Genomic DNA, 5,229 nt, shown 5'->3' with positions numbered 1-5,229 from the left:
GAAATATACGCGTAACTGAACAGTATCCGTTGTGATGATCAATTGGAGTACTGAGACAAGAGAAATCCCAGGATCGGGGTTCAAATCCCTGTGGCCTCACTTTTTATATTTAACTTTTTTTGCTAAATTTTTTTTAAAAAGTATTGATATTAGGTTTATTGATATAAAAAATAAAAAAAGAGAAGTTGTCTGCCAACTTCTAAAATAGTTTGCTTTCTTCTAATTTTTCTTCAAAGTATTTTGATGCTTTATCTGCTTTTTCCTTGATTATTACCGCAACAATGACTGTAACAATACCGATTGCCAGAAGAATAATCAGTGAAGGGATATAATTCGCCCAAACAACACCGAGCTGCGCTTCACGTATTAGGCTAATTGCATATGTCATTGGCATAAAAGGATACAATGTCTGGAAAAACTGATGCATGATTTCAATCGGATAAATTCCTCCGGTTGCAGATATCTGAAGCACCAATAGCACTACCGCAATACCTTTTCCAACAGTTCCGATTGCTGAAATTATTGAATATATCAAAATCATGAACACCGTCGATACCAGGATTGCAGATACTGCGAATAGTGGAATATTGTCAACATAAACGCCCAAAAGATGCGCTCCGATAAGTGTCACGGATGCCTGAAGAATGCTTAATATTACATAAATCAAAAGCTTGCCAGCATACATTTCAAATGGAGAGTATTTGGTTCCTGCACTTGATTTCGGTTCAATCATTACACAGGTAATCAATGCACCAACCCACATTGAAAGCACAAGATAGAACGGCGCCACATTGGATCCGTAATCCGGAACAGGGAATATTTCGTGCCTGTCCAATTTCACTGGGGAATAGATATAGTCTCCAAGCATGGTCTCATTGATTCCGGTAAGTTCTCCGAGCATATTTGCGGTCGCTCCGAGGGAACCTGCTGCAGTGTATAATGCCTGTGCTGCGGCATTTCCAAGTAACTGTGCACCTGCCGCAAGGCTTAATGAACCTTGTGCCAATTCGACTGAACCTCCTGCAAGGTCAACGGCTCCTCCAGCCACTTCACTGGCGCCGTCTGCTACCTGGGATGACCCTTCAGCCACTTGACCGCTTCCTTTTGCAAGTTCGGAACTGCTTGATACATATTCTTTTACAGGTCCTTCAGGTATTAATGATGAATCGATTGCAGCGTCCAATTCTTCGGCGCCCTGCTGAACTTGGCTTGAGCCCTGCTGAACTTGGCTTGCTCCTTCCTGCACCTGGCTTGCTCCTTCCTGCACCTGGCTTGCACCGTTTTCAACCTGACCCACTCCTGATGCAACCTGTCCTGCACCTGAGGAAACCTGTGATGCACCGGATTGAAGTTGAGCTCCTCCGCTAGACAATTGGCTTGCTCCTGATGCCAGACCTTGCTGTAATTCTCCAAGTTTGCCATATGCTTCAACGTTAATGATTTCAACGATTTTAGCATTCAATGCTGTATAAACGCCATTCGCAGCACTGTCTGTTAATTTGGTAGCTACCGGATTGGATTTGACATTTACAACATATTCGAGTGTTGCCTGTTGAGGGTCATCACTTGAAATGGAAATGACATTTTTACTAAGATTTTTGGGTATTATCATGCCTGCATAGTAATCTCCCTTATAAACTCCGTCCCGCAGCTCTTCTTCCGTCACAAATGTCCAGTTAAACTTGTCGTTATTCTTCAAATCCTTGACAAGTTCAATTCCGACATTGATTTGTGCACCATCGAACGAAGCACCCTCATCCAAATTGGCTATTGCGAATGGGACTCCATCGGTATTTCCGTAAGGATCCCAACACGCCTGGATATTTAAAAGCGCATAAAGTGAAGGTAAAATGATGATTCCAATCAATACGATTGTCACAATAGGGTTTGAAAATATTCCCTTAAAATCATTTTTCATTATCTCGGCAATCATGCCGATGTCTTTTCTACTCATATTTAACCTCGTATTTAATTTAACAAAGTATTAGGAATTTTAATAAGAAATTTTTAATATTTGTTGTCATCCTATGTTATAACAATTTTATTGTGATAGGATAAGCCAAGATTTCCCATTTAGACCTATATTATTATGTTAATATTAATTTATAATATAAATATATGCTTTTGAAGTGGTTCATCTTGGCATTTTCTTTTCAAAACAAATATATATTAAACTTAACATATTATATTTAATATAAAAAATTGAGGTTAAAAAATGAAATTTAACAAAATCATTCTTGTTGTTTCATTAGCTGTTTGCATTTTATTCAGCCTTTCGGCAGTTGCAGCCAGTGATGTCAATGACACACTTGTGGCCGGAGATGCCAATGATGTAAAATTGGCAAACAGCAATGAAAATCAAGTTATTAAGCAAGCCAATGATGATTTGATTGCAGAAAGCTGCAATGGAAATTTTACAGAACTGCAAGTTAAGATTGTCAAGGCTTCAGGGGGAGATACAATAAATCTCGATAAGGATTATTCTTTCAATACTGATAGCAATATCACTATCGGAGTTGTCATCACTAAAAATTTAACAATCAACGGTAATGGCCATACAATTGATGGAAAATCCAAATCCAGAATTTTCACTATTCTTTTTGGTTTGAAAGACAATAACTATGTTGTATTGAAGAATATAGTATTTAAAAATGGATTTGCTAATATATATGGTGGTGCAATATTGAATTTTGCAAATCTGGTTGTTGACAACTGCACTTTCATAAACAACTATGCATACACTGCTGGTGGTGCAATCAATTCTCTGGGATCATTGAACTTAAAAAATTCCAAATTTGACAAGAATGTTGCTGGTGGAGATGCAGGAGCAGTTTTCTCTTTAACTGTTGGAATAGACTCTGAATTTTTCAAATCTCTAAATACTACAAATGAGTTATCAATAATGCTTAACATTTTAATGAATACAACCCTTGTACACGGTAAAGATTACATATCCAACTGTGTATTCACCAACAATGTGGCCAATGGAAATGGCGGCGGTGCAGTTTATGCATTTTCCAATATTGACATTAATTCATGCACATTCAATTCAAACAAGGCTGGTGAAAAGGGAGCAGCAGTATTTGGATGTAAGAATCTCTTCATAAAGAATTCAAAATTCAATAAAAATAAGGTAGGTATGTATGGCGGTGCTGTTTATTTCAAATGCCATGATATTACCGGTCATTATGAAAACGGCCGCTGGGTTTCATCCGTTAAGTTTTATACCAATTTGATTGAAAACTCAGTTTTTGCAGACAACGTTGCAGGTGAAAGAGGTGGAGCAATATATGGTTTTAAAGTTTCATCTTCTGATTCTCATGGTGCAAAAGCTGTGAAATGTACTTTCAGTGATAACAAGGCGCCTAACGGTAAGGACATATATGGTGGAACTGTAAGCAAGGCGGTTTATAAGAATACAAAAATTACCCTTAATTCTGTAAACGTTAAAAAATCAGCCAAAAAACTTACTTTGACAGCTACACTCAAAAAAGGTTCTTCACCACTTAAAAACAAACAGGTAGTTTTCAAATTCAACGGTAAAACCTACAAAGCCAAAACCAATTCAAAAGGTATTGCAAAAGTAACCGTTCAAAAGAATGTGTTGAAAAAACTTAAAGTGGGCAAAAAAATTACCTATCAGGTCAGTTACGGTAGCTTTTCTGCCAAAAAGACTGCAAAAGTGAAAAAGTAAATGCTTAGGCATTTGCTTTAAATTATTTTTTTTAAATTTCAAGAATTCTTAAATAATTTGTTTTTCTTGTTTTTCCCAATGGGAATCCTCCGGTAATCACTATCAAATCACCTTTTTCTAGATTGAATTCCTTTTGAGCTACTTTTCTTGCGTTTTCAATCACCTTCTCTGTGCTTTCATATATCTTGGTTATCACAGGTTTGACACCAAAGTTTAAAACAACCTTCTCTGCAACATGACTGGACGGACAGCATGCCAATATAATTGAATTTGGCCTTAAATTGCTGATTTTGCTTGCTGTAAAGCCAGTCATGGTTGGGGTAACGATTAATTTTATGTCATTGTATTCGACTGCATCCACAACCAGCTTTGCAATTGTATCGCTGATGTCTATGGGCCCGGTGTATGAAATATGTTTTGTATAATCAATTGTTGATTCAACGTATCTGCATATTTTACTCATAATCTCAACTGAATGGACAGGGTACTTTCCAACGGTGGTTTCTCCTGATAGCATCACGCAGTCGGTTCCGTCTAATACTGCATTGGCCACATCAGATACTTCCGCTCTTGACGGTCTTGGATTTTCATACATGGAAGCCAGCATTTCTGTTGCGACAATGGCAAACTTGCCTTTCTGTCTGCACTTTTTAATAATGCTCTTTTGAAGCATTGGCAGTTCCTCCAGCGGAACTTCCACTCCCAAATCTCCTCGGGCCACCATGATTCCATCGGATTCGTCAATTATTTCGTCGATATTTTCAATTCCCTTTTGGCTTTCAATTTTTGAGATGACGGATGCGTCTCCTCCGGCATCTTCAATTATCTTTCGGGCAGCTATTACGTCTTCTCTTGTATTTACAAAAGACAGCGCCAAATAATCACATGAATGCTGTGCTGCAAAGGTAATGTCCCTTTTGTCAATGTCGCTTATGGAATCCAAATTCAAATCGACTTCTGGAACATTGATGGTCTTGTTGTCCTGGATTTCGCCATCTCCAAGTGCCTTCAACACTACAAAATCATCTTTCTTGTCAATGACTTCCAGTTCAAGCAATGCATTGTCTATAAGGACCTTGTCACCTATTTCAATGAAATCTATTGCCTCTTTGTGATTGACTCCAAATTCGCTTTCATCGCCGATTATGCATCTTTTGCTCATTTTGATAGTGTCGTCTTTTATCAGGTTCACTCCGCCGTTTTTGAATTTTAAGGTTCGAAATTCAGGTCCTTTGGTATCATACATGATAGCTACAGGTTTGTTGCATTCCTTTCGCACCTGCCTGATGACTTCTATGGTTTTCAATATGTCTTCGGGTGAGGCATGGCTAAGATTGATGCGCGCACAGTCCATGCCTTTGTCAACCATTTCGCTCATAACCTCAACAGAATCGGATGCCGGACCTATACTACATATAATTTTTGTTTTTTTCATATTTAATCTCCAAATGACCATTTAGGGAATGTAACTTATTTTTAATTTATCTTAAATGTGAAAGAATACTCCGACCTCTGTAGGTCGGAGATGAATTTCA

Annotated in this window: 3 protein-coding genes; 1 reads left to right on the top strand and 2 read right to left on the bottom strand. The window is 38.0% G+C overall.

Annotation, left to right across the window (positions count from 1 at the left end):
- Positions 1 to 199: 199 nt before the first annotated feature.
- Positions 200 to 1,954, bottom strand: a complete 1,755-nt coding sequence (locus Q0W04_RS10395; RefSeq protein ID WP_298503012.1) for a YhgE/Pip domain-containing protein — start codon at positions 1,952 to 1,954, stop codon at positions 200 to 202.
- Positions 1,955 to 2,215: 261 nt separating this feature from the next.
- Here Q0W04_RS10395 and Q0W04_RS10390 point away from each other — a divergent pair, with 261 nt between their 5' ends.
- Entirely contained in the window at positions 2,216 to 3,694 is a 1,479-nt protein-coding gene (locus tag Q0W04_RS10390) for a hypothetical protein (protein WP_298503009.1), read from the top strand.
- Positions 3,695 to 3,725: 31 nt separating this feature from the next.
- On the opposite strand, the gene pyk is transcribed toward Q0W04_RS10390, so the two are convergent.
- A complete protein-coding gene (pyk, locus tag Q0W04_RS10385) occupies positions 3,726 to 5,129 on the bottom strand; it encodes a pyruvate kinase (RefSeq protein ID WP_298503005.1) in 1,404 nt (467 codons plus the stop codon).
- Between the last annotated feature and the right edge of the window lie 100 nt (positions 5,130 to 5,229).

Origin of the sequence: uncultured Methanobrevibacter sp. (genome assembly GCF_947170395.1) — an archaeon.
Classification (GTDB): domain Archaea; phylum Methanobacteriota; class Methanobacteria; order Methanobacteriales; family Methanobacteriaceae; genus Methanocatella.
Note: the sequence above shows the minus strand (reverse complement) of the source record. Positions and strands in the feature narration are given on the sequence as shown.